Origin of the sequence: Prevotella sp. HJM029, from assembly GCF_000599605.1 — a bacterium.
GTDB lineage: Bacteria > Bacteroidota > Bacteroidia > Bacteroidales > Bacteroidaceae > Prevotella.
This window is the reverse complement of sequence record NZ_KK082679.1, coordinates 112759-139189: the sequence shown is the minus strand read 5'-3', so window position 1 is coordinate 139189 and position 26431 is coordinate 112759. Positions and strand designations below refer to the sequence as shown.

Here is a 26431-nt window from a genome sequence, read left to right as displayed (position 1 = left end):
GCACTTTGCAGGCTAAAAACGATGAAAAAGCTCACCAATCTCCTTGTTTTTCTTTCGCTCAACGTCGGGCTTTTTGCCCAGACGCCCGTTTGGAAAAACTACCTCTCCTATCAACAAAAACAGGAAATAGCGCAGGCACATCGCAACCTCCTCTATGTGTTGGCCTCGCAAGGGCTCTATGCCTATCACCCCAACGACCGCAGCATCCGCACCTTCGACAAGGTGAATGGCCTCGCCGATGCCGCCATTGCCCACATCAGCTACAACACTTCGGCCCACCGCCTCGTGGTGGTCTATGTCAATGGCAACATCGATTTGCTCGACGACGATGGGCAAGTGACCCACCTGAGCGCCTATCGCGACGCCCAGCTCACGGCCGATAAAACCGTGAACAGCATCTGTCAGCACGGCAACGACGCCTTCCTTGCCACGGGCTTTGGCATCGTTCGCCTCAACATCGCACGCGCCGAGGTGAGCGACACCTACAACCTTTCGATCCCGGTGGCCTATTGTTGGGTGGAACAACAGCTGCTCAAGGCCGCCAGTCCCACGGCAGGAATGTTGCAATGCCCGCTCAACAGCAACCTCGCCGACCCGCTCTCGTGGCAGCACACGGGCACTTTCGTGGCACAAACACCCGTCGACAACACGGCATTGTGGGCGAAGGTGGCGCAGGTTTCGCCCGATGGTCCGGCCTACAACCACTTTGGGTTCATGCGCTTTCACAACCACCGGCTCTACACCTGCGGCGGCAAGAGCGAACCCTTCCGCCCGGGTTGCGTGCAAGTGATGCACGAAGGGCACTGGCAGGTGTATGCAGGTGAGGCCGACATTCAACCCCTAACCCATTTGCATTATCAGGATGTGTGTGCCATCGACATCGATCCGCGCGACGAAAACCATCTCTTTGCCGGCGCACGCAACGGTCTTTACGAGTTTCAAAACGGCCGTCTGAAGGCTTTTTATAACGACAGCAACTCGCCCATCGGCACCGCCACGGCCAACAACGACCGCGAATATCAGTTGGTTACGGGCGTGAAATTCGATGCCACGGGGCAGCTTTGGCTCTTCAATAGTCAGTCGCTCACGGCCTCCTTGCTGCGTTTCGACGGCCAACAGTGGCACCATCCGCAGCTCAATGCCTTCATGACTTTTGGCCAACGCAGCTTAGCCAACGGCCGACAGCTGCAATTTTTCACCCCCGACGCGCTGTGGTTGGTCAACGACAACTGGACCCGTCCGTCGCTCTATCGCGTTGATGTGGGCACCGAGCGCATCACCTCGTTCACCACTTTCGTCAACCAGGATGGGCAAACGGTGGACAACTTGTGGTATGTGCGCTGCATAACCCGCGACAAAATGGGCAACCTCTGGGTGGGAACCAATGTGGGGCCGCTCGTCCTCTCGCCCGAAGAAGCGCAAAAAGCAAACCCCATCTTCGAGCAAATCAAAATTCCTCGCAACGACGGAACAACCCTTGCCGACTATCTTCTCAGCGGTGTCGACATCACAAATATCGTCATCGACAACGCCAACCGCAAGTGGATGGCCACGCAAAGCAACGGCCTCTACCTCGTGAGCAGCGACAACCAACGCCAATTAGCCCACTACACGGCCGAAAACAGCCCTCTCCTTTCGAACGCCATTGAAAGCCTTGCCTTCGACAACACCACCGGAACGCTCTACATCGGCACGGCGGCTGGCCTCTGTTCGGTGCAGAGCGAGGCCTTTCTCTCGGCCGATGCGCTGCTAAAAGACCAGGTTTATGCCTACCCCAACCCCGTAGAACCGGGTTACACGGGGCCGATAAACATCGTGGGACTGATGGACAACAGCGACGTGAAGATTACCACCGTCGACGGAAGATTGGTGAAACAAGGCCGCAGCAACGGCGCCCTTTTCAGCTGGGACGGCACCAATCAGCACGGACAGCGCGTGGCTTCGGGCATCTATCTCGTTGAGGTGGCCACACCCGACGGCACGAAAGGCGTGGTGTGCCGGGTGGCTATCGTGAATTAAACCAACGCATGCGCAACCCAAACAGCTATCGTCACATCCTGAAAACCACCACCCTTTTTGGCGGTGTGCAAAGCCTTAACATCCTCATGGGCGTGGTGCGCACGAAACTTGTGGCCGTGCTTCTCGGCACAACGGGTATGGGCGTGCTCTCGATGTGCAACACATGGGTGAGCTTGCTCAGCGACACTTTGGGCTTAGGACTGCCGATGAGTGCCGTGAAGCAACTATCCTCGGCCTATGAACAACCGCAGCCAACCGCCTTTTTGCAGCAACTTTGCACGCTGCGCACCTGGACTTTGCTCGCCGCAGGCCTCGCCTTTGCGGTGAGTTTTTTTGGTGCTTTGCTCTGGCACGACGCCTCTTGGCTCAGCCTGTTGCCCCCCTTTGCCCTCGTTGCCCTGGCAGTAGTGGTTCCCATGACGGTGCTCACAGCCGGCGAAATGGCTGTGCTGAAAGCCACACGCCAGCTGAAAGCCGTGGCCAAACTGTCGGTTTGGAACACGCTGCTCATGGTCATGGTGTCAGCCATTGGCTTCTATCAGTGGGGATTGCGCGCCATTGTGCCCGTGCTTTTGGTGGCAGCGTGCGTGCAGATGTTGCTCGTTGTGGGCTGCAGCTGTCGGCGTTTCGGCTACAAGGTGGCATTCAGCAAAGACGTGTTGCGCCGCGGTTGGTCCACCCTTCGTTTGGGATTGGCCTTCGTAGCCGCAGGGATGGTGGCCAATGGGGCGGCCTTTCTCGTGCGTTGGTGGCTGCAATGGCAAGGCGATGTGCACGTGGTGGGGCTCTATAATGCCGCCACCATGCTGGCCATGACCTATGCCGGGGTGGTGTTTCATGCCATGGAGACCGACTATTTTCCACGCCTCTCGGGCGTGAGGCATGCCGGAAAAGGCCTCAACCTGCTGGTCAATCGGCAGATTAATGCTTGCATCTTGCTGCTTTCGCCCCTGCTGTTGGGGTTCATGATGGCGTTGCCGTGGCTCATTCCGCTGCTGTTCAGTCAGGCCTTTCTGCCGATGATGGGCATGATGCGGGGCTGCTTGGTGGCCATGTTCTTTCGCATTTTCACACTCTCCATCGAATATATCGCCCTTTCGCGCGGCCATTCGGTGCTCTATCTCGTGCAAGAAGGGGCATCGGCCGTGCTGCTTGTGGCGGCCGTCGCTACGGGCTTTGCGCTCGGTGGCCTCACCTTTGTGGGCTATGCCATCGCCCTTGCCACCGCCTTGGAGGCGCTGTTGGTGCTCGTCCTCACCCACCATCGCTACCACTTCATGCTGCATCGTGCCACATGGCGATGGGCTGGCGTGCAGTTTCTGCTGCTCCTTGTGACGCTATGGAGCTGCCTTTGGTGTGCAAGCCCCGCAGCTTGGGCACTTGGTTTGGGCGCCTTTGGCCTGTCCTGCACCGTCAGTTGGCGTTGCTGGAAGGCATTTCGCGCAACGAAAGATAGACCAAAGGCAGCGTGACAAGAAGGGTAACGACGTCGCTAACGGGCTGACTAATCTCCACACCCAACAGCCCAAAATGGTGGGGAAGCACCAAGATGAGCGGCACAAAGAACAGCCCTTGGCGCGCCGCAGCAAGGATGTTGGCACGGATGGGCATGCGACACGTCTGCGTCACCATGTTGGCTGGAATGATGATGGCACTGAAGATAATCGTCAACAGCTGATAGCGCAGGGCGGCAGCACCCACGTTCACCACATGGATATCATCGCGAAAGAGGGTGATGACCTCGCTGCTGAAGAATGAAAGCAGCACAGCCATGCACACGAGAAACACGGCACTCACCTTCACACAGAACCAAAAGCCGCCCTTCACCCGGTCATAAAGTCGGGCGCCATAGCAGAAACCGCACATCGGTTGATAGCCTTGTCCCAAGCCAACCACCATGCTGAAGATGAACATCGTGAGGCGATTGACAATGCTCATGCCTGCAATGGCAGCATCACCAAAACCACCTGCGCCCACATTCAGCGCGATAGTGGAAAGGCTGGCCAACCCTTGTCTGAGCAAAGAGGGCGTACCTCCGGCGATAATCTCGCGCACAAAGCTCCCACGAAATGTTACATTTTGCCAATGATAATGAATGATATGCGGATGCAAACTCATGCGATACATCACCGAAAAGCCTATCATTTGTCCGGTCACTGAAGCCCAGGCCGCACCCAAAACACCCATGCCACACGTGAAAATCAACACCGGATCGAGCACGCAGTTCACGACGGCTCCCACCACAACTCCATACATTGAGTAGCGTGCATAGCCCTGATAGCGCATGTGATTGTTCATGCAAAGGGTGCCCATAATAAAAGGTGTGCCGAGCAAAGAAATGCCCAAATAGTCCTTGGTGTAGGGCAGAATGGTGGGCGTGCTGCCTAAAAGGATGGACAGGGGATGAAGAAACAGCAGACCGAGAACCACTATCATCGCGGCAAAAAACAAGGCATAGGCCAAAGCCGTGCTGGCCATTCGCTCGGCATTCTGCTTGCGCTCGGCACCCAATTCGCGTGCAATATAGGTGCCGGCACCATTGCCAAAGAAGAACGCAAAGGCCTGAACGACAAACATTACCGAAAACACAATGCCCACAGCTGCCGTGGCTTGCGTGTTGATTTTGCCCACAAAATAGGTGTCGGCCATGTTATAAAGGCTCGTCACCAGCATCGAAATGATGGTGGGAACGGCCATGGTGCCAATCACTTTCGGTATGGGTGCCGACGTGAGGAATACATAATTCTCGTCTTTCTGCATTACTTTATCCTTTATGCACTGCGACCTTCCGTGGCCGTTTCGCGTGCTTTTTACACACTTTTTATCTCAGCAAAATTACGATTTTTTGATGGAGTAGGCAAATCAAGTAGCTGAAGGACATACAGAGCCACATTCCAGCTTTATGAAAAGGAGGTCATGTAGACGGGTAAGCAGAACAGAATGTCACCTTTTCGCATCTCTTTTGTGTCGAGGATTACTCCGAAAAGCATGGAAAGAGGGGGTGTTTAAATGAAAGAAGAGCGGTTCTTAAATGCAGAAAGAAGGGAGATTTGTGAACAGGAGAAAGAGGTTTGAAATGTTAAAAAAGTGATTTTTATGCTTTTTATTGTTGTACATCAATTAAAAACACTTATATTTGCAACGCCAACACTACAGACTTTCGTTCTAAAGTAGGCATTAACTATCAAACCATATTTAAGGATTTATCACAAAAATCTATTGGCATGAATGTGAAAAAAGCATTTCTATGTTCATTGATGTTAGCCCCCGCGCTGGGTGTTAACACGGTTTTTGCGCTGCCCATGCAAGCCGCATCGGCTCAGCAGCAGCAAGGAAACATTCGCGTGAGTGGAACGGTTGTTGACGCAGAAAACAATCCGTTGATTGGTGTAACGGTGACGGTAAAGGGCACAAAGAACGTTGTTGTGACCGATGCCGATGGCCACTTCTACATCACAGTACCTAACAAGAGCAGCCATTTGCAGTTCAACTACATTGGTTTCAAGCCCCAAGAGGTGAAGGTGGGAAGCGACATTAGCTTCAACATTCAACTCAAAGAAGACGCCGTGAGCACCGATGAGGTGGTTGTTGTGGGCTATGGTAACCAAAAGAAGTTGTCGGTGATTGGTGCTATTCAGACGCTCGACCCCAAGAAGTTAGAGGTGGGCTCGTCGCGTTCGCTTAGCAACAACCTCGCAGGTCAGCTGGCAGGTATCATCGCTTACCAGCCTTCGGGTGAGCCGGGCTACGACAATTCGCAGTTTTGGATACGCGGTATCTCAACCTTTGGCGAAGGTGGCAGCTCACCTTTGGTGCTTGTTGATGGGGTGGAACGCAGCCTCAACGACATCGACCCCGCCGAGATTGAGTCGTTCTCTGTGCTAAAAGACGCTTCGGCCAGCGCCATGTATGGTGTGCGTGGTGCGAATGGTGTCATCCTCATCAACACCAAACGTGGCACCGTGGCTAAGCCTTCGATTGATTTTCGCTTCGAACAGGCCGTTACAAAGCCCACGAAATTGCCTCAGTTTATTGGTGCTGCGGAATATATGTCCTTGCTCAACAGTTTAGCTTCAGACCCCACACGTCGCCCTTTCACACGCGATCAAATCCTGAAGACCTATAACCATTACGACCGGGATATCTATCCTGATGTCAATTGGATTGATGCCATTACCAACGATTACGCCAATTCTACGCGCGGAAACATGACCGTTGCGGGCGGAACCAACATATTGCGCTACTCGTTGACAGCCTCTGTTTATAACGAGAAGGGCATCATGGCTGTCGACAAGACACTGCCTTATGACACTGGCAGCAAGCTCTCACGTTTCAACATGCGTGCCAATGTCGATTTAGACTTGACGAAGACCACCCTGTTGCGTTTCAATGTGGGCGGCTTCTTGCAGCATTTGCGCAAGGCCGACAGCTCGACCGACGACGTGTTTACTCACGCTTTCGAGACGCCTCCCTTTGTGCATCCCGCTATTTATTCGGATGGAACCATCCCCATTGCTTCAGCCAACCGCTTCAATCCTTGGGCCGAGACCACCCAGATGGGTTACTATCGTGGCACAAGAAGTAAGATTGAGTCGCTGTTGCAATTAGAGCAAAACCTCAAAATGATTCTTCCTGGACTGCGTTTCAAGGCTACATTTGCCTTCGACTCCTATAACGAGAACTTCGTCACCCGCGGCAAACGCCCCACCTATTGGAGCGTAGCTAAATCGCGTAACGACGAGGGAAACCTCATTCATGGTGTGCTCTCCTATGGTAGTGAGTTCTTAGGTCATAGCCAAAATGCCAACTATGGCAACAACAGCACCTATTTAGAGTTCTCGTTGGGCTACAACCATACGTTTGAGAAGAAGCATGCTGTCGACGCTTTGTTGCTTTATAACCAGCGTTCTTACGACTGGGGTGACATTCAACCCAAGCGTTCTCAAGGCATTGCAGGCCGTTTGTCTTACACCTTCGACCGCCGTTATGTGGGCGAATTCAACTTTGGTTATAACGGCAGTGAGAACTTTGCTAAGGGTCATCGCTTTGGGTTCTTCCCCTCTATTGCTTTAGGTTGGCTCATCTCTGAAGAGAAATTCATGGAGAAAGCCTCACGCTGGCTCACCCTGTTGAAGCTCAAAGGCTCTATAGGATGGGTGGGTAACGACGACATTGGTGGCCGCCGTTTTGCCTATATCACCACTATTAAGACTGACGCTTCGGGCTATGAGTTTGGCTATTCTGGCGACTACTCTCGCCAAGGCTACTCTGAAGGCGAAGTGGGTGTGGGCCACTTGACCTGGGAGAAATCGCGCAAAACCAACATTGGCGTAGAGCTTGGCTTGTGGAACGAGTTCAACTTGCAGGTGGACTACTTCCAAGAGCACCGCACAAACATCTTCATGCAACGCAAGACCATCCCCACACAAGCTGGCTTCTTGACCAATCCTTATGCCAACTATGGTGTTGTTGACAACCAAGGCGTTGACGGAAGTCTCACGTGGATGCACCGCTTTAACAAAGATTGGAACGTGGCTTTTCGTGGCAACTTCACTTATGCCAAGAACAAAGTGAGAGAATATGACGAGCCCGAATCAGTAAAAGGCACCTATCGTTCGCTCACCAACATGCCCATTGGCACGCTTTGGGGCTATCAGGCCGAGCGCCTTTACACCGATGATGACTTCGTTGGCGGACTGTTGAAGGCCGATATTCCAGTGCCTAACCTCGGTACTGTAGTGCGTCCTGGCGACATTAAATATCGCGATATGAATGGCGATAACATCATTGACGAGAAAGACCAAGGCTACATTGGTGGCACATCGAGCCCCGAGATTGTCTATGGTTTTGGAGCCAACCTACAATATAAGCAGTTCGACTTTAGTTTCTTCTTCCAAGGCACAGGCCGCATCTACCGCATTATCGGTGGCACGCAGTACTTCATTCCTGGTAGTGGGCAGGGCGTTTTGGGCAATGTTTATGCTAATTACACCGACGCTTGGACAGAAAGCAACCCTTCACAAAACGTGTTCTGGCCGCGCCTTTCAGAGACAACCAATGTCAACAACAACGTTGCTTCTACCTGGTGGAAGAAGAATATGAGTTTCTTGCGTCTCAAATCTATCGAATTGGGCTACACACTGCCTCGCAGCATCAGCCGCAACATCTCTGCCAGCAACATTCGTTTCTTTGTTAGTGGCAACAACCTCTTCTACATCTCAAAGTTCCGTTTGTGGGATCCTGAGCTCGACACACGCGATGGTTTGCGCTATCCGTCCATGCGCTCGGTGATGTTTGGTTTCCAATTAAGTTTCTAAACTCCACAACGTGACGATATAAAGTGAACGAGATTAGCGTGAGAAATGGTGCTTATCGGCAGGCAATGCCGCACCGATTTCATGCAAAAAGATAATGATTAAGAGAAAAAAATATGCAATTCATTCGTAAAACAATATATGGAGCAGTTTTGTTGCTGAGTGCTTTTGGCTTCAGCGCCTGCTCGGATTACTTGGATAAAGAGAATAGCACCGAGCTCGATTTAGAGCTGGTGTTCAATGACAAGGAGCGTGTTGAGGGCTGGTTGGGCTACATCTACTCGGGCATCCCCGACCCCTACTTGGGCTATCTGCAACGCACAGGTTGGGACATCCTCAGCGATGACATCACTCCTTCTGAGCGCTATCGCCAGTTTAGCGGCTGGGGCGTCATCCCATTCATCTTGGGCGAGTGGACCACCAACAGCAACTGGGATGCCAGTTTCTGGTCGGCCTTTCCCCAACGCATTCGCGAAGCCAACATCTTCATGCAGCGTGTGCACGCCCTTTCAGAACAGGGCATCACGCCAACCGAGGTGGACTATATGAAAGCTGAGTGTCGCTTTATGAAAGCCTACTACTATGCTTTGTTAGCCAACACCTATGGTGGCATCCCCTTCGCACCCGATGAGATCACACCTACCAACTTCAACTTGGGCGACTTAATGGTGGGACAGACCCCTTATGACAAGGTGATTGACTGGTGTGACAAGGAGTTGCTGGCCGCATCGCGCATCCTTCCGGCCAAATATACCGAGCCACGCAAATATGGAAGAGCCACGAGTGTGATGTGTTTAGCCGTTCGGGCGCGTATGTTGCTCTATGCAGCCAGCCCACTTGTGAATGGCAATCCCGACTATGCCAACTATAAGAATGCCGCAGGCGAGAACATCTTCAGCACCACCTATGATGCCAACAAATGGAAAAAGGCAGCACAGGCCTGCAAAGAACTCATTCAAACGGCCGAGGCCAATGGCTATAAACTCTATGAAGTGACCAATGCCAACGGCGACATCGACCCCTTCATGTCCTATCAAGACATGATGTTTAAGCGCTTCGACGAAGGCAACACCGAGATTCTTTTCCCGCGTCCCGGTGGCAACGATTATGGCTATTACGAGGCTTTGGCTACCCCCTTGCGCAGCAGTGGTAATGGTGGCTTGGGCGTAACCCAATCCTTGGTTGATGCTTTCTTCACCGAGAACGGACTGCCTATCACCGACCCAGCTTCGGGTTATCAAGAGACGGGCTTCTCAACCGCTGACGAAGACCGCACCGATACCAAATGGGGAACGGTTTGCAATGGCGGACACATCACCCGACAAGGCACCTATAACATGTATTGCCACCGCGAACCACGTTTCTACATCAGCGTGGTGTTCAACAAAGCTTACTTCTATTCAGAGAACCGTGCATACAACATGTTCCGTGGCGATGGCACCGAAACCGACAACAACGGCACGCACGACGCACCACAAAACGGCTACTTCGTGAAGAAGAAGGTGTGGTATGCCGACAACATCAAGCAGGGAAGCAAACAATATCGCCCGGGAATTCTCTATCGTTTGGGCGAGGCCTATCTCAACTATGCTGAAGCATTAAACGAGAGCGACCCTGGCAATGCCGACATTTTGGTTTACTTAAACAAGATTCGTGAGCGTGCAGGTGTGCGTCCTTACACCACAGGTGCCACCGACAACGACCACATCCACGTGGATTTGAGCAATCAAGATGAAATGCGAAAGCTCATCCATGCCGAACGAAGAGTGGAACTCAACTGCGAAGGATTGCGCTACGATGACCTTAGAAGATGGAAAGAAGCCGAGCAAACCTTGACAGGACCTTTCTATGGTATGAATGCTGCTGGCCGCGATGCCAACTCATTCTATCGCCGCACGGTTTATCAAACCCGTCTGTATAAAAAGGCTTTCTACTGGTTCCCCATCCACCAAAGCGAGATAGATAAGAACCCCAACCTGCGTCAAGCACCTTATTGGGAGTAAACAATAACGATTAATCATTCAAACAACAACAAGATGAAACAATTCATTTTAACGCTCCTTGCGGCACTCCCCCTACTCTTTGTGGGATGTAGCAATGAGGACATACGCTACGAAATAGAAGGTGCGACCGACCACATGCACCTGAAACCTTCAGTAAGCAGCCTCATCCTCGACCAAGATAAGGGTGCAGAAACAGCCCTAACCTTTAAATGGGACAAGGCTGCCGACCGCGGAGAGGGTACGCATATCAACTACTATTTCAAGATGGATATTGAGGGAAACAAGTTTGAAACCGCTATTCCCAAAGTGGCTATCGCCGCTAATCAAAACACCATCAGCTTCACCCACAAGCAAATGAACGCCTATCTGAGCATGTGGGGCGTGGTACCTGGAGCCACAGCCAATGTGGAAGCCGAGATCATTGCCGAAGTAACTGGTGGCGACCATTACATGAAACCCGAAGTGTCGACCACCACAGTGGCACTCACAGGCTATGTCATTGCACCACGACCACTCTATCTCTTCCCCGCAACAGCAACCACAGGCAACGGCTTAGAGATGGAAGAAGTGCTCTCAGAAACGAAATATAAGTTTGCAGGAGGCCTCACTGCCGGCACCTATAAGATAGCACGTACGGCCACAAGCAACGCGGTGGCTACAGTGAACGTGACACAATCGGGCTTCGCTTTGATTGACCTCGACTTGAGTCAGACTCCTGTTCAGCCCACCATCAGCTATCCACAACCCGAGATTAATAACCTCTATTTAGTGGGAAGTGCAACACCTGCCGGATGGAACATCGGTGGTTCGCTGCCCTTGACACAAGACCCCTTGAACAAGTTTATCTTCACTTGGACAGGTAGTTTGAATGCGGGTGAGCTGAAATTCCCTCTCGATCCCGGACAAGGTTGGGGCACTCCATTCGTCTTTGCAGCAACACAAGACCAGTCGATTACTAATCCAAAGGCCGACAAACACCAAGGCGACCCCGACAACAAATGGAAGCTCACGGCAGCCGATGCAGGCGACTATACCACCATCGTCGACACCTATCACATGACCGTGCAGTTTAAACACATCGCAAGTATCATCCCCGCCGATGTGCCTTATAAGAAACTTTGGGCCTTAGGTAGCGCCACTTCAACGGGCTGGAACACACCTTTCAGCTTGGCTTTCACCTATGATCCCAATGCACCCAAAGGCACCTTCGTCATTGAAACCCACCTACAACCCGGCGAAATGAAGTTTGCTTTGGACAACACGAGCGGTTTCGCATGCGACTATATCATGCCACGCAACGTGAATGCCAGCGGACTTGCACGCCTCAGTCAAACACAAGTAGAGATGGTTCCCGGCGGCAACCCCGACAAGAAATGGGAAGTTGTTGCAGGCGAAGAAGGCGACTACAAAATCAGTGTGAACGTGATGACCATGCACGTGACATTCCATAAAAAATAATAGTCGTGTTTCTCACGGATGGGATAGCAGGAGCGTGCTTCTGCTTCCCACTCCTGATGAGAAACGATGTATCAATATCAAACAGCAATATGAAAAAAATATTTTTCTCAATAGCAATGGCTTCGCTCTCCCTTTTAGCCATGGGTTGCGGCGACTATGCCATCAATGGCGGTGATTTTAACAGCGGATGGACAACCAACGACATTCCCGAAGACCCCAATAACCAATCGGGAAAGCTCAAACCCGAAGAGCTCGCGGCCAAGAAAGCACCACTCTATTGGACAGTTTATGAATATGGACGCATGGCCGAAATGGCTCACCGCGAACAGAATATGCCCAAAGAGATATGGCAAAAGAACATCAACTGGGTGGCAACCAACCTGCTCCCCTATGGCTACGACATGGTATGCACCGATGGTTTCATGGCCATGGAGGGCGACTTTAGCGCCAATCATCCCTATATGACCAAATATGCCCACATCCCTTTGACCGAGTTGGTGGCGATGTGTAAAGCAAAAGGACTGAAATTGGGCGTCTATGACAACCCACTTTGGGTGCATGGCAACCCAGAATGTATCATCGAAGGCACCTCACACAAGGTGAAAGAGCTCTTCTATGAACAGGGCAGAGACCAAGTGAAAAACCCACATGCCGATGGTGATATCTTCCAATGGATTGTTCCTTCTCATAGGGGTGCAAAAGAATATATCGATGGCTTCTTTAAATATTTCAAAGGACTCGGTGTCGACTTCATCCGCATGGACTTCATGTGCCTGTTTGAAGATGGCACCCGAGGCGGTGGTGCTTCAGGACAAGGGCGTGGCTATGGCAGCAAGGAATATCGCTTAGCCTTGCAATATATCGCCGAAGCCGCCAAGAAATATGGCGTATTCACCTCAATCGTTATGCCCAACATGAAGGAGCATGGCAAATATGAAGCTGCCTTAGGCAACATGGTTCGCATTGTAGATGATACCTGCGAAGGCGGTTGGGACCATGTGTCGGCTCGTCTCCGTGGTGCAAATCACATCAAAAAAGACGAGTGGCCCAGCGCAAACAACCAATTCGATGGCTTCGTTTATTGGTCTGACATCACCGGAAGAGGTAAGGTTATCCCCGATGGCGACTTCCTCTTGATGCGCCGTACCAACACCGACGAAGAGCGACAAAGCACCATCTCGCTGCAATTAATGGCTGGAGGCCCCGTAGCTGTTGCCGACCAATACAACACGATTGGCTATGATGCCAACAGCATTGCATGGAACGATTACTCCTATAACGACAGCTATTACAACGACACGCGGGCACAACACAACGTGAGCTTCTATCAAAATGAAGAGCTCTTGGCACTCAACAAAGATAAATTCGTGGGCAAACCACTGAGCCAAAACATTGCACTCGAAACCAATGGAGCTGGCCAACAGGTGGGAAAAGATGCCAATAGCCAAATCTGGTATGGCCGCATGAGCAACGGAGATTATGTCGTTGCCCTCTTCAACCGCGAAGATACCCCACAAGATCGCGCAGTAGAATTCTCACAACTCGGCATCAATGGACGCATGAAAATGCGCGACCTGTGGACGCATACCGACGAAGGCGAGACCACACGCCTCAGTGCTCGCTTAGCACCCCACGCTTGTAAGGTGGTGAAACTCAGCAAGCCATAAAGGGAAACGCATTTCAATGTGTACACGCATAGTGTGCTCTACTCAAGCACATGAGCCCATCAAAGAATGGAGTAGGAAGGCCACTTCCCACTCCATTCTTGCTTTTATCTCCCCCACCTCCTCGCTAAAACATCCATTTCAACAATAGGAAAAATCCACTAATGAGGCTCAACCTTGATAAGAATGCATTAAAAACATCATGAAAAGGCACATAAAACGGAATTAAAATAATACATTTGTAATGCCGAAGCGAATGAGATAAAATCAACTTTGAATGCATTACTCCTCGACACATCCGCACTCACAATGTAAAAATAGTATCATCTTCAAAACTGAATCAAAATGAAAGGCGACGCACAACCCTTGATAAAATTCTTTGATGGAGGGGATAAAAGGTTTATTATTCCACTTTATCAACGCAATTATGATTGGCAAGAAAAGAACTGTGACCAATTGTTTCATGATCTGTTGAAGCTGCATACAAGCCAACGTAAGAACCATTTCTTCGGAAGTATTGTGTCGAAAATCCAGCAAGGAACCAATAATCTCCATTGAAAACTATTTCAAATGCAAAGTTACAAGACTATTCTTTACAGCATTTATTTTCCCACAAAGCATTAACTTTATTTTTAGAATTAGCTCATTTATAGCCAATTTTAAAAATAGAAACCACAAAAAACTCATTTTCTTTTTACGAGAATTTCGCCAACTATCCGCTCGCCCGTTGCAATTCCCCAAATTGTTTTATGCCGATTTGCACCGTTTCCCCGAAATTTTTCGACACAAAATGTAGCAATCTCCCAAATTGTTTTACACCCATTTGCTGCATTTCCCCAAATTGTTGTGGGCGGAACCAACCGGTTGTGCTGCGCGTTTATCGACCCGGTATAGCATGAGACAGGCATCACCGCCACACGAAGTCAAGCGTCATCTGTTTTAGTATTGAACAGTGTTGACCTCTTCTCAGGATTGCGTGCTAAGGTAAATTGGTCTAAATCGGTGAACTACCGTTTTTTATGCTCTTACATCCGTTTTCTTCTCTTTCACATTTGACTCTGTTGGGAGGTGGCCAAAGTGCTCTTTATAGCATTTTGAGAAATAGGAAGGTGACGAGAAGCCAACGCGATAAGAAATCTCAGAAACGTTCATTCCACCTCGGCGTAAAAGTCGTTCGGCCTGTTGCAGGCGCGTGATGCGAATGATTTCCACAGGAGAAGATTCTGTGATCGTTTTCACCTTGCGATAGAGTTGCACACGGCTCATGCCCAATTCCGAAGCCAACATTTCAACATTAAACTCAGAATTGGCGAGATGCTTAAGGATACATTCAAAGAGAAGATTCATGAATGCTGTGTCGCCATCAAGCTCTTCTGTGCCTTTCACTTCTTCATTGGGGTGGAGATGGCGCTCTAATTGACTGCGTTGCTCGTGCAGTTGCATGTAGTGATGCAGTTTTTCTGTGATGCTTTTTTCAGTCATTCGATGTCGGTAAAGGGTCATGCGATAGACATAAATGAAGATACCGATGAGCAAAACAAGGATAATGATGGTGAGGAGCAAATACACCTTTTGGTGATGATAGCGCATGAAGAACGTATCGAGACGCCGATGCAGGTCTTTGATGCGTTGCTGTTGCATATCCATTTCATCAGCCTGCATGAGCATCAGCGGTGCTTTTTCGGGTGTAACGAGCGCCGACTGTAGGACGTTCTCTTTCTGATAAGGACGATGGCGAAGGATGTTCATAGCCAATTTCATCACAAGGTCGCCACGTGTGGGATAGATGTAAGAGGCCGAAAGCACACTGTCTGCGACAAGTTTTAAGCCCCCTTTGGACCCTGAAAGTGCATCGACACCACAGAATGCAGTTGATTTAGGCATGACTCCGGCCTCGCGTGCCCCCATAGCCATGCGGTCGTTTTGCGCAAAAACACAGGCTATGGCGTCACAGGCAGTTCCGGCATGTTGCTTGAAATGCTTCATTACGCGCGTTCCACTCTCCCTCGTCCAGTCTCCTTGCAAGCTCGCCACGAGTTGAATACCAGGATGCTTACTGAGGCTTTCTATAAATCCTCGATGACGTTCAATCGCTGGTGATGACCCTTTCAAGCCCATAATCTCGAGCACCTTTCCGTGATCGCCCACCAATCGTGCCACATAGTCGCCCATTCGGCGTCCCACTTCCACATTATCGGCACCCATAAATGCGGTGTAGTGACCATCCGTTTTACGGTCGAAGAGAATTACAGGAATCCCTTTCTTCATTGCTTTGTTGACAACAGGCGTAATGGCATAGGCCTGATTGGGCGAGATGATGAGCAGATTGACGCCCTCACTGATGAATTGCTCTATCTGTTGAATTTGCCGTTTATCGTTATCATCGGCCGAAGCAAACTTTATTGTGATGCCATCTTCCATGTAGGTGGCCGTTTGGAGCTCTTGGTTTAGTTTGTCGCGCCAAATATCTTCCGAACATTGCGACACACCAATGACGTAGTGTTGATGGGTGTTGGTGTCACAAGAAAATGATGTGAGACCAAAAATGAAACTAAGAATATAGGGAAATAATTTTTTCATTAGATGATGATGCTATAGAAGAATGTGGCAAAGATAACATTAAAATGGCTAAAATCAAAACTAATTGTGCAATTACCCCCAAATCGGTCATTAGATTGCTTGCTGGTTATTTTAGATGAAAGCGATTGTTGTCTGTTGAACTTCCATTCTCTTGTTGGCAGATTGTAGGCTTTCTTCGTTCGAAGTAGACAGCTGCGCCTTGGACAAGACGGCGTCCAATTTGTCCAACAAGCAAATCATATCTGTAAAAATTCTAACCACCACCTTGGGATAAAGTCTGCTTTCTTTCGGCATGAAATCCCACTAACAGGCCATCAGGGGGAAATCTGTGCTGCTGCAATCGTAGACGGAATAAGTTTTCAGCACATTTAGAACAAATGATGAAACATTTGTTACATGTAACGAATTTTTTATATTTTGAACTATTATTGCGAATCGTTGTTTTTGCCATCTGCTATCTTTGCAGTATTATTAGAATACCCGGTCGGCTTTAAGCATGAAGCTTCATGCTCCAAATCAACAGCTTTACTGGGGATAAGAAATAGCTGAAGTCAATTTTAACAATCAATATTTATAATAATGAACAATCTGAAACGACTTGTTTTGAGCTCATTGCTCACGTTCTGTTGCGCATTGATTTATGCGCAGACAGAATTTACCGGAACAGTTGTCGATGCGAATGGCGAACCGATTATTGGTGCCTCTGTTATGGAAAAAGGTACGAAGAACAGCGCCATCACCGACATTAATGGTAACTTCAAACTGCAGACAAAGGCAGGTTCGACACTCGTGGTGTCCTACATTGGCTATGCCCATCAGGAAGTGAAGGCTTCTCCGAATCAGAGAATCATCTTGAAAGAAGATGCTAAGCAATTGAATGAAGTGGTGGTGACGGGTTACACGAAGCAACGTAAGGCCGACTTAACAGGTTCGGTCGCCGTGGTTTCGACTGATGCGCTAAAAACTTCGTCCGACACAGACCCCATGCGTGCATTACAAGGAAAGGTGCCTGGCATGAACATCACCGTGAATGGCTCGCCCAGTGGTGCCGGAACCGTGAGAATACGCGGTATCGGCTCATTCAACACTTCGCAAGATCCGCTTTACATTGTGGATGGTGTCCCCACGAATTCAGCCCTCAACTCGCTCAATGCCAACGACATTGAAAGCATGCAAGTGTTGAAAGATGCGGCTTCGGCCTCTATCTATGGTTCGCGTGCTGCGAATGGTGTTATCATTATCACTACCAAACAAGGAAAGAAGGGTGATAAAGTGAAGGTGGATTTCTCAACCAATCTCACCGCACAGTTCTATACCAATCAGTCGAAGATGAAGTTGAGCAACACGCAGCAATATGCCACAGCCATGGTTCAGGCAGCTCTTAATGATGGAATAGACCCCGCTATCTATGCGCAGAACTATGGACTGGACATCAATGCCACAAGCGGAACGCCGATTAGGGTTTGGGATCCGGCACAAGCTAAATATGTGAATTACACGGTAAATGGCCGTTACGATGGCTTCATCAATAGCCGAAAGACGATGCGTTTCTCGGACACAGACTGGGTAGATGAAATATCCAGAACGGGTTTTGCACGCAACTACAATGTTTCTTTATCGCATGCAAACGACAAACATTCGGCGATGTTCTCTTTAGGATATAAGAAGAACGATGGTATTTTGAAATATACGGATTTCCAAAATATCTCGGCACGTATGAATGCCACTTATAATGTGAACAAAATTGTTACCGTCGGTGAGAACTTTACCCTCACTTACACCAAGCAAGTGGATTGTGCGCCGATGGAAAATGCATTAAAAATGGCACCAACCGTGCCGGTTTACGAAATTGATGGCACCACCTTTGCAGGTCCAGTAGGGGGAATGAGCGACCGACAGAACCCTGTTCGCGAAGAATTTCATAATAAAGACAACCATTTGGACTATTGGCGTGTATTTGGTAATGCCTTCGTGGACATTAAACCGATGAAGAATTTGGTGTTCCGCTCTAATTTCGGACTTGATTTCACCACTTCTTTCATCAATTCACTCACCCACACTTTCACTTCAGACGTTGTGAAAAACAATCTCGCTAAAACGAATCTCGGTCAGACCAATAATGTGAACTACACTTGGGCGAACACGTTAAACTATAATTTTGGTGTCCAACAGCATAATTTCTCCATTCTCGCAGGTTCAGAAATCAATAAGCAAAGTGTTGTTGACTTCAGTGCTTATTCAGAAGATTATGCCTTAGAAGATGTTGATTACATGTGGCCAAATGCCGCTACCGGCACCATGCGCAATAGTGGTGCCAAGGTGGGTTATCGCTTAGCATCATTCTTTGGCAAACTCGATTATAATTTCCAGGATTTGCTGTTGGCCTCATTCACCATTCGTTATGATGGCTCTTCACGCTTTGGTGCCAATCATCGCTGGGGTACTTTCCCTGCAGCATCCCTGGGTTTCCGCATTTCTCAGCTGTTAAAGAAAGATTGGCTTGACGATTTGAAACTGCGTCTTTCTTGGGGTAAGACGGGTAACCAGGCCATTGACAATAATGCACAATTTGGCCTTTACGTTCGCGATTATGGTTTGGATCGCGTCAGTTCAACTGCCTATGACCTTCGCATGGCTGGTTCAGGCACGTTCCCTTCGGGCTATAGGGCTATTCAAACAGCTAATCCAAACCTGAAATGGGAAACAGCAACACAATATAATCTTGGTGTTGACTATATGCTCCTCGCTGGTTCGCTCTATGGTAGTGTCGATGCCTACATTAAGAATGTGAGTGACATGTTGATCAATCCTGCTTATCTTGGTGCTATGGGCGAAGGTGGAGCAACCTGGAGTAATGGGCCGTCATTGCGTAACTGGGGTATGGAATTAGCTTTAGGTTATCGCAAGACCTTAGCCAATGGCTTAGGCATCGACGTCAACGGAAGTCTTGATTTCTTCCGTAACCGCGTAACCAGTCTGCCTCCTTCAACAACAGGTTCTTATGCCCACACGACAAAGGAAAATCTCGTTCAATCCCATAAGCCTTACGGCTCAATCGTGGGTTACGTTGTAGATGGGCTCTATCAGAACCAGAATGAAGTGAACTTGTCGGGACAAGACAATGCACGCGTAGGCGGTTTGAAATACAGAGATTTGGATGGTGACCATAAAATCACTTCAGCTGATCAAACCTGGATCTTCAATCCTGTTCCAGCTTTCTCTTATGGTTTGAACATTGTGCTCGCCTATAAGGGCCTTGATCTCACGATGTTTTGGCAAGGTGTCTGCAACCAGGATGTTTACAATAATCAGAAGTTCCAAACCGATTTCTGGAGCATCACCGACCCAGGTTCAAACAAAGGAAGTCGTATGCTGGATGCATGGACAACGAATAACACCTCGTCAACCATTCCTGCATTGACCATCAGGAACAGTGCTGATGAAGGTCGTGCCTCATCTTATTATGTTGAGAATGGCTCTTATTTAAAGTTGCGCACATTGCAAATAGGTTATAATCTGCCTAAGACCGTGCTTTCAAAGCTCATGATGAGCAATGCTCGTATTTATCTCTCTGGTCAAAATCTCTTGACTATCAAGAGTAGCAGTCTGACTTGTTCAGATCCTGAGAACCCAAATTGGAACTATCCTATTCCAACTTCAATCTCATTTGGTTTACAAGTTGGTTTCTAACGATTTAATTTAAATTGACAGACAAATGAAAAATATATATATTGCAATTCTATTGCTAACAGGCAGCTTCACACTTTCAGGCTGCAATGATTTCCTTGACTATAAGCCAACAGCTGTAGTTGATGAAGAGAAGGCTTTCTCTGACCCTGAGGCTATGACCAATAGTGCCTATGCGATGTTGGGCGATTGCTGGTATCAGTATCCATTTAATCTTTGGACTTATGGCGATGTCACTTCAGACGATTGCTTAAAAGGTGGGTCGGGAGTGAACGACACAGATTATCATCCATTTGAAATTTGGACGAACATGACCTCAACGATAGGTCCGTTAGATGAACTTTGGTACAGACTCTTTGCAGCTGTCTCACGCTGTAACCGTGCCTTAGCCTCACTTGAGAAGTATGGAAACAGTAAGTTAGGCGCAACCGTCACGGCACAACGCATTGCTGAAGTGAAGTTTTTGCGTGCACACTTCTATTATAAGCTGATTACGGTGTTCCGTAAAGTGCCATGGATTGACGAAGAAGTGTTCAAAAACAACGCACAAGAGAAAACGCCTAATGATGCACTCACCTATCAACAACTCTATGAAAAGATTATCGCTGATTTCAAAACGGCTTATGATGTCTTGCCTGAAACGCAAAGCGAAAGGGCTCGTGCCCATAAGATTGCAGCTGCATCCTATTTAGCGAAGTGCTATTTGGATTTGGCTTGGGGCGATGGTTATGAGCAAACAACGGGTGTTTCGCACATCAACCCCACTGATATGCAGAAGGTAATCGACTATACCGATGCCGTTGTCGGTTCAAATTATGGTTATCTTGAAGATTATGGCGACATCTTCCTGCCCGAACATAAGAACAGTAAAGAATCAATTTTTGCCGTACAATGTTCTGATTATAAAGACGATAACACCACTTTTGGCCGTGCAAACTGGTCGAACACACTGAATGGTTGTTGGGGAATATGGTCTTGTGGATGGGACTTCCACAAACCTTCACAGAATCTTGTAGATGCTTTCAAAACGAAGAACGGGCTTCCCGAGTTTGATGATTTCGACCAAACACAGGCTCATCCTGTAAATGGACATCCTACAACGCAAAAGTGGGACCCACGTTTGTTCCATACCGTGGGCATGCCAACCTTCCCCTATAAGTATGAAAATCAGTACACGCTAACGAAAAAGAATTCGCGCAATCCAAATGATTATGGCTATTACACCTCATTAAAGGAGGTTCCACAGCGCAGTAAGGGCGAAACTTACAACTCTCCTTGGCAGGCTTTTGCCATGAATGAATATGTGTTCCGCTACACGGATGTAATGCTTATGCGTGCAGAAGCACTCATCGAACTTGGCCGCTTGTCTGAAGCACGTACAATCATCAATGCCATTCGTCAGCGTGCGGCCAATTCAATCAACAAGCATATTGCCTATGCGGCCAATCAATGTGAAATTGCACTTTATCCAAGTTCCTATTTCGCCGACAAAGAAACTGCGCGCAAGTGTCTGCGTTGGGAACGTCGCTTAGAGATGGGCATGGAGCACGAACGCTTCTTTGATCTGCGTCGTTGGGGCATTGCTTCGGAAACGTTGAATCATTACTTCCAAACCGAAGTCAATGACAATTATGAAGGAACGAAGTTTGCACAATACTATAAGGATGCACACTTCACACCCGAAAAGAACGAATTCTTCCCAGTCCCCTACAACCAGTTGTATTATATCCCAGGATTATACACACAGAACAAGGGTTACAATAAATAAAATAACGATATGAAGAACATCCATAAACTCGTGATGGCGGCCTTTTGTGCCGCTTCATCACTTGCTGTTCAGGCGCAAGCTCCTGGGACACTCAACATACTTGGCGACAATCATGTGATTTATCGCTTGCAATCAAAGCACAAATTCCTCATCTTACCGATCGAAGAAAAGGAGGAAAATGCCCATTTACGCGTGATCAGAGATAATCAAGTGGTGAAAGAACTCAACTGCCGTTTGGCCATTGACAACGTTGATTATAGCGTACCTTTGGAACTCGACACACACCAAGATAGCGACGTGTTACTCGACATTACATTTCAAAGTAATCGACGTTCTACCGGAGCAGTCAAGGACTTCGTAGCTTGGAAAATGCTAAAAACAAGCGATTATTTCGACACTTCCAACCGCGAGAAATATCGTCCTGTCTATCATCACACCCCACTTTGGGGCTGGATGAACGACCCCAACGGCATGTTCTATAAGGATGGAGTGTGGCATCTCTACTTCCAACGCAATCCTTATGGCTCGTATTGGGAGAATATGACCTGGGGACACTCCACTTCCAAAGACCTTGCACATTGGACATTTGAGGGCGATGCCATCACTCCCGATGCTCTTGGAACAATCTTTAGCGGCTCTTCTGTAGTTGATAAAGAGAACACAGCAGGCTTCGGTAACCAGGCAATCGTGGCTTTTTACACCTCAGCCGGCACAAATCAGACACAGAGTTTGGCTTATAGCACTGACAATGGGAAAACCTTCACCAAATATAACAATAATCCTGTGATTACAGCTGATGTGCCTGATTTCCGTGATCCACATGTGTTTTGGAATGAAGATATCAAGGCTTGGAACCTTATTCTTGCTGCTGGACAGGAAATGAACATCTACAGTTCCAAGAATCTGAAGAACTGGGTGCTCGAAAGTAAGTTCGGACATGAATATGGTAACCACGGAGGGGTTTGGGAATGCCCTGACCTGATGAAGTTACCGGTTAGCGGAACCCATGAAACAAAATGGCTACTCATTTGCAACATCAATCCTGGTGGACCTTTTGGCGGCAGCGCTACACAGTATTTTGTTGGCGATTTCGATGGCCATAAGTTCACTTGCGAGAGCAAACCGGAAGTAACGAAATGGATGGATTATGGTAAAGACCACTATGCTACCGTCGGTTTCGACAATGCACCCGATGGAAGGCATGTTGTTATGGCTTGGATGAGCAACTGGCAATATGCCAATGAAGTACCAACGATGCAATATCGCAGCGCTAACTCAGTGCCGCGCGATCTCGGTCTCTTTACTTTTGGCGATGAAACCTACGTGAGTGTGACGCCTTCTAAAGAGCTGTTGGCACTTCGTAGTGCAAAGGTTGGGAAGCCAACTGAAGCCTGTGAAATTGTGATGGACATTCGTTCGCAGTCTAAGCCCACGGTCATCACACTCAGTAACGATAAGAACGAGCGTGTTGTGATGACCTACAACCCTAAGAACCGCACGTTTAGCATGGACCGCACACAAAGTGGAATGACGGATTTCAGCAACATGTTTAAGACCGTAAGCATAGCCCCCACATACGGGACAATCACACAGTTGCGCCTCTTCATCGATAAATGTAGCATTGAGGCTTTCGACGCTGCAGGGAAAATGGCCATGACCAATCTCGTGTTCCCAACACAACCCTATAACAACCTTGTCGTAAAGGGAGGTGCAAAGACAACTATCTATACTTTAAAATAAAGTGAAAAGAAAAATCGTTCTCCGTAAAAGAACGATTTTTCCTTCTGTCCATTCCAATTTAACAACAATCAGTCAATCAAAAACAAAAATCAATTCTCAATATGGAAAAAAACAACAAACTAACGATTATCCCCGTGATGCTTTGCTTCTTTGCGATGGGCTTCGTCGATCTTGTGGGCACAGCATCTAACTATGTAAAGTCTGATTTGGGATTAAACGACGTGCAAGCTAATATATTCCCGTCCCTTGTTTTCTTTTGGTTCCTCATTTTCTCTGTGCCTACAGGGGTGCTGATGAATAAGATTGGACGCAAAAAGACAGTGTTGTTATCACTCGCTATTACTTTTATATCCTTACTTCTGCCCCTCTTCGGTGAAAGTTATGTTTTGATGTTGATTGCCTTTTCACTGCTTGGTATTGGTAATGCACTCATGCAAACCTCACTCAACCCGCTGGTTTCAACCGTAATTAAAGGCGGGAACCTCGCCAGCACCCTCACTTTCGGCCAATTCATCAAGGCCATTGCATCGTTCTTAGTGCCTTATCTCGCTGCTTGGGGCGCTACAGCAACACTGCCTAACTTTGGTTTAGGATGGCGTGTCCTTTTCCCTATCTATATGGTAGTGGGCATTATAGCAACCTTGTTGCTTCTGGGCACGCCCATTGAGGAAGAAACGGTTATCGTTGAAAATCAGCTCCCCGCCCGTAATGTGATGGATGAATACATCGCTTGCTTCAAACTCTTGGGCATTCCAATTGTCTTGTTGAGCTTCATGGGCATCATGTGCCATGTGGGTATTGATGTTGGTGTAAACACTACTGCACCTAAAATTCTGCAAGAAAAACTTCATCTCCCGTTGAATGATGCCATACAGTCAACCAGCTTTTATTTTCTTTTCCGCACATTGGGCTGCCTTACGGGAAGCATCATCTTGCGTTTTTTGAAAACACGCACATTCTTCATCATCAGTGTTTCAATGATGGCATTGAGTATGGTGGGGCTTTATTTCGGAACGTCAGAATGGATGCTCTATACTTCGATTGCACTGGTGGGCTATGGAAACTCTAATGTGTTCTCAATGGTTTTCGCCCAAGCACTGCAAGGCGTTCCCACAAAGAAGAATGAAGTGAGCGGACTCATGATTATGGGGCTCTTTGGTGGCACCATTTTCCCATTAATTATGGGCTTTGCAAGCGTGCGCATGGGACAATCCGGAGCCATCCTCGTCATGGCAATAGGCGTCATCTACCTGTTCACCTATATTAAAAGTCTCATCCCTGTCCCGTCTTCTGAGAGCGAGAAGTAGCATGACTGCAAAACAAGGCCTCACTCTTGATAGAGGAAATGACGCAAAAGAACAAACGGTTACAGTATAAAGAAGATATAAACAAAAATCATTCAACCAGCCTCGACGGCCCACTTGCTGCTCCATGGAGAGAAAGCGGCGGCGAGGCTCCTATTTTTAACTTATGCAAGAAAGATTTATAGTAGGTCTTGGTGAAGCATTATGGGATTGCTTACCCGACGGTTCAAAACTTGGTGGAGCCCCCGCCAACTTTGCTTATCACGTCCATCAGTTTGGTTTCGATGCCATGGCTATCAGCGCTTTAGGCAATGACATCTTAGGAGATGAAACACGAAAACAACTCAACGAGAAAGGACTCAACTATATCATGCCACTTGTCGATTACCCCACAGGGACCGTACAGGTGACACTTGATGATGAGGGGGTACCCACTTACGACATTAAGGAAAATGTGGCCTGGGATAATATTCCCTTCAACAGCGAGATTGAAACCGTGGCAAAGAACGCTCGTGCAGTATGCTTTGGTTCGTTAGCACAGCGCAACAGTGTGTCCAGAACCACCATTCACCGCTTTCTTGAGGCCACACCAAAGGATTGTTTGAAAATTTTCGACATTAATCTGCGTCAGAATTTCTATACAAAAGAAATCATTCAAGATGCCATTGCATCCTGCGACATCCTAAAAATCAATGATGAAGAGCTCATCACGCTGGGGCGACTCTTCGGCTATTCCGGCCTGGATATCGAAAACAAATGCTGGCTCATTTTAGGAAAATACAATCTAAAGATGCTTGTTCTCACCTGTGGCGTTAATGGAAGCTATGTCTTCGCACCGGCAACAAAGTCTTTCCAAGAGACTCCATCTGTTGAAGTTGCCGACACTGTGGGCGCCGGAGACAGTTTTACGAGCACTTTCTGTTCTGCAATTCTGGCAGGAAAATCGATCAAACAGGCACATAAACTTGCTGTTGAAGTAAGTGCCTATGTTTGCACACAGAATGGAGCGATGCCTCAACTCCCCGAGAAGTTCACCAGGCAGCTGAGGGAAAAGTAAATAAAAGATAAGCAAAAACAGCATAAAACAAGGCTTAGAATGAAATTAAAATGATAATTTTGTGGCATCTAAATCAAAGGCGGAGCCATAACTCCTGATGGCATTTTCCTCCGGCAAATCCAAAATGACTTTCGATACGTCAAGCTGGTTGCCCAATAGCAATGCAAAACTTTTAAATATACAAGATGAAACGGATTTTATTTTTACTTTCATTCGCTCTGATGGGCGTGCTCAACATGGCAGCACAAGGCCGTGTGCAAGGCTCTTTTGCCCCACTAAAGGGAGAAAGTCGCGTGAATTTCGATATGGTGTTTATGAATATTCACGGCATGTCGGAGGCAGATTTTAGCGCTTATGAGACCGATTGGCAGAAGGATAAGCCCGAGGTGGTGGGCATTTTCACGAATGATGCCAACCGCACATTGGGCGATGGGCTGACCATTGGACATTTTCCCGACGCACCTTACACCCTGAAAGTGGTGGTCAACAGTGTGAGCACAAAGGGCGATTACCTCTGCGATGCGTTGCTGTTAGACGCGCAACAACACGAAATAGCACGCATCGACGCACTGAAAACGCGCGGCGGCGTGTGGGGAACGAGGCTCAACCTCATCAAACAGGGTGCCGAAAGTGCAGGGAAAGTCTGCGGAAAAGTGTTGAAAGCTGCGCTTAAGAAAGCGGGAAAGTAGGCTGCAGCACGCACCATCCACCACAACAATAAAAGCTTATGTCCATCGAAATGGACATAAGCCTTTGTTTTATCATCAGCTAACCGGGCAGCAAACGGCGGGCAGGAGCGACGCCATGTCACCCCGACGAAGCCGGTTGCCCGACGCG

At 48.3% G+C, this 26431-nt stretch carries 15 protein-coding genes; 13 read left to right on the top strand and 2 right to left on the bottom strand.

Translation table 11 applies throughout. From position 1 onward, the window contains the following. Positions 1-21: 21 nt before the first annotated feature. Together X919_RS0114385 and X919_RS15575 are read left to right on the top strand one after the other, a co-directional pair. Positions 22-2019, top strand: coding sequence for a type IX secretion system anionic LPS delivery protein PorZ (locus tag X919_RS0114385; protein ID WP_028900713.1), 1998 nt, complete (start codon positions 22-24; stop codon positions 2017-2019). 8 nt (positions 2020-2027) lie between these two features. Next, on the top strand, positions 2028-3491 hold the full coding sequence (locus X919_RS15575) for an oligosaccharide flippase family protein (RefSeq protein ID WP_051502570.1): 1464 nt from the start codon (positions 2028-2030) through the stop codon (positions 3489-3491). Here X919_RS15575 and X919_RS0114375 read toward each other — a convergent pair. Then, positions 3433-4779 carry an MATE family efflux transporter gene (locus X919_RS0114375; protein ID WP_028900712.1) on the bottom strand — a complete coding sequence of 449 codons (1347 nt, stop codon included), beginning with the start codon at positions 4777-4779 and terminating at the stop codon, positions 3433-3435. The two genes, X919_RS15575 and X919_RS0114375, sit on opposite strands and share 59 nt — an antisense overlap. A 464-nt stretch (positions 4780-5243) precedes the next feature. Here X919_RS0114375 and X919_RS0114365 point away from each other — a divergent pair, with 464 nt between their 5' ends. The 5 genes from X919_RS0114365 (at position 5244) to X919_RS17455 (ending at position 14016) form a co-directional block, all read left to right on the top strand. Beyond that, on the top strand, positions 5244-8336 hold the full coding sequence (locus X919_RS0114365) for a SusC/RagA family TonB-linked outer membrane protein (protein ID WP_028900711.1): 3093 nt from the start codon (positions 5244-5246) through the stop codon (positions 8334-8336). A gap of 113 nt (positions 8337-8449) precedes the next feature. After that, on the top strand, positions 8450-10336 hold the full coding sequence (locus X919_RS0114360; protein ID WP_028900710.1) for a RagB/SusD family nutrient uptake outer membrane protein: 1887 nt from the start codon (positions 8450-8452) through the stop codon (positions 10334-10336). A gap of 33 nt (positions 10337-10369) precedes the next feature. Further along, a complete protein-coding gene (locus X919_RS0114355) occupies positions 10370-11794 on the top strand; it encodes a SusE domain-containing protein (protein ID WP_028900709.1) in 1425 nt (474 codons plus the stop codon). An 89-nt stretch (positions 11795-11883) separates the two neighbouring features. Then, the gene (locus tag X919_RS0114350) at positions 11884-13461 is read left to right on the top strand and encodes an alpha-galactosidase (protein ID WP_028900708.1); all 1578 of its coding nucleotides are present in this window, start codon (positions 11884-11886) and stop codon (positions 13459-13461) included. Between the two features lie 342 nt (positions 13462-13803). Further along, positions 13804-14016, top strand: a complete 213-nt coding sequence (locus X919_RS17455) for a GmrSD restriction endonuclease domain-containing protein (protein WP_081759484.1) — start codon at positions 13804-13806, stop codon at positions 14014-14016. Between the two features lie 459 nt (positions 14017-14475). Here X919_RS17455 and X919_RS0114340 read toward each other — a convergent pair whose 3' ends face one another. Next, positions 14476-16038: an AraC family transcriptional regulator gene (locus X919_RS0114340; protein ID WP_028900706.1), complete on the bottom strand. Its 1563-nt coding sequence runs from the start codon at positions 16036-16038 to the stop codon at positions 14476-14478. A gap of 579 nt (positions 16039-16617) precedes the next feature. Between X919_RS0114340 and X919_RS0114330 the strand changes: the two genes are divergently transcribed. The 6 genes from X919_RS0114330 to X919_RS0114305 all read left to right on the top strand — a co-directional run bounded on the left by X919_RS0114330 (position 16618) and on the right by X919_RS0114305 (position 26283). Continuing rightward, positions 16618-19728 (top strand): SusC/RagA family TonB-linked outer membrane protein, encoded by a 3111-nt coding sequence (locus tag X919_RS0114330; protein ID WP_028900704.1) that lies wholly within the window; start codon positions 16618-16620, stop codon positions 19726-19728. A 25-nt stretch (positions 19729-19753) separates the two neighbouring features. Beyond that, positions 19754-21493: a RagB/SusD family nutrient uptake outer membrane protein gene (locus X919_RS0114325; protein WP_028900703.1), complete on the top strand. Its 1740-nt coding sequence runs from the start codon at positions 19754-19756 to the stop codon at positions 21491-21493. Positions 21494-21502: 9 nt separating this feature from the next. Continuing rightward, entirely contained in the window at positions 21503-23233 is a 1731-nt protein-coding gene (locus X919_RS0114320; RefSeq protein WP_028900702.1) for a glycoside hydrolase family 32 protein, read from the top strand. Positions 23234-23334: 101 nt separating this feature from the next. Continuing rightward, positions 23335-24540 carry an MFS transporter gene (locus X919_RS0114315; protein ID WP_028900701.1) on the top strand — a complete coding sequence of 402 codons (1206 nt, stop codon included), beginning with the start codon at positions 23335-23337 and terminating at the stop codon, positions 24538-24540. Positions 24541-24703: 163 nt separating this feature from the next. Beyond that, positions 24704-25594: a carbohydrate kinase family protein gene (locus tag X919_RS0114310; RefSeq protein ID WP_028900700.1), complete on the top strand. Its 891-nt coding sequence runs from the start codon at positions 24704-24706 to the stop codon at positions 25592-25594. Between the two features lie 185 nt (positions 25595-25779). Continuing rightward, positions 25780-26283: a hypothetical protein gene (locus X919_RS0114305; RefSeq protein ID WP_028900699.1), complete on the top strand. Its 504-nt coding sequence runs from the start codon at positions 25780-25782 to the stop codon at positions 26281-26283. Positions 26284-26431: the final 148 nt, after the last annotated feature.